The organism is Rhizobacter sp. P1_G5 (assembly GCF_056405435.1).
On the sequence record NZ_JBFUCB010001176.1, the window covers coordinates 1 to 637 of the forward strand.

Below are 637 nucleotides of genomic sequence, written 5' to 3' on the forward strand. Positions count from 1 at the left end.
GTTCGGAACCTTCGACGAGACTCTGGAAATTGCAGGAGGAGCAGAAAGTTTTACCCTGGGCAACTGCTTTGATAGCGACCTCCGCCCTTTTTAGTGCCATTTCTCCCGTAGCCTTTGAACTTACCGCCAGCTCCAGGCACGAGTGGATGAATCTTCTTGTTAAAGCCGTCAATGTTGCGGACTACGTTGAAAGATTCTTGCCCACAATTTCTGTAGGACTGTTTTTTTGCGGTGTTGCAGTGCTGCCGTGGCTGAAAAAACCTAAAGAACTGAGGAGGATTCGACTCTTTGTCGCGACTTGCTTCTCCATAGCATTGATAGCGAGCCTCATGTATTCCGTGCTGTACCGAACGACGATGATTGGACCCATCATGGGTGCAGATAAAGTCATCCGCTATTACCCCTCCAATTCCGCCCGCGGTTTTGCGGCTATCATCGTTCTGGCGTTCTCGGCTTTTGCGTTGCGCGCAACCTATAGAATTTGCAGCAACTTAAAGCCGTTTGCGTTAAAGTTGACTATCTTGCTGCCACTCTGCTTGATTGCGGGTATCCTTGGCCTCTTGTCGCCGCTGCTGCTTGTCGCCGCTTCTGTGTTCGCAATCAAACAGGCCTCCCCGGTCGTCGCCATGTTTAAGCC

General features: G+C 50.9%; 1 protein-coding gene. It reads left to right on the forward strand.

Annotation, left to right across the window (positions count from 1 at the left end; all coding sequences use genetic code 11):
* Positions 1–146 precede the first annotated feature (146 nt).
* Positions 147–637 (forward strand): hypothetical protein (locus AC1D12_RS34830; protein WP_477845601.1); only part of this gene is annotated, 491 nt, incomplete at its 3' end.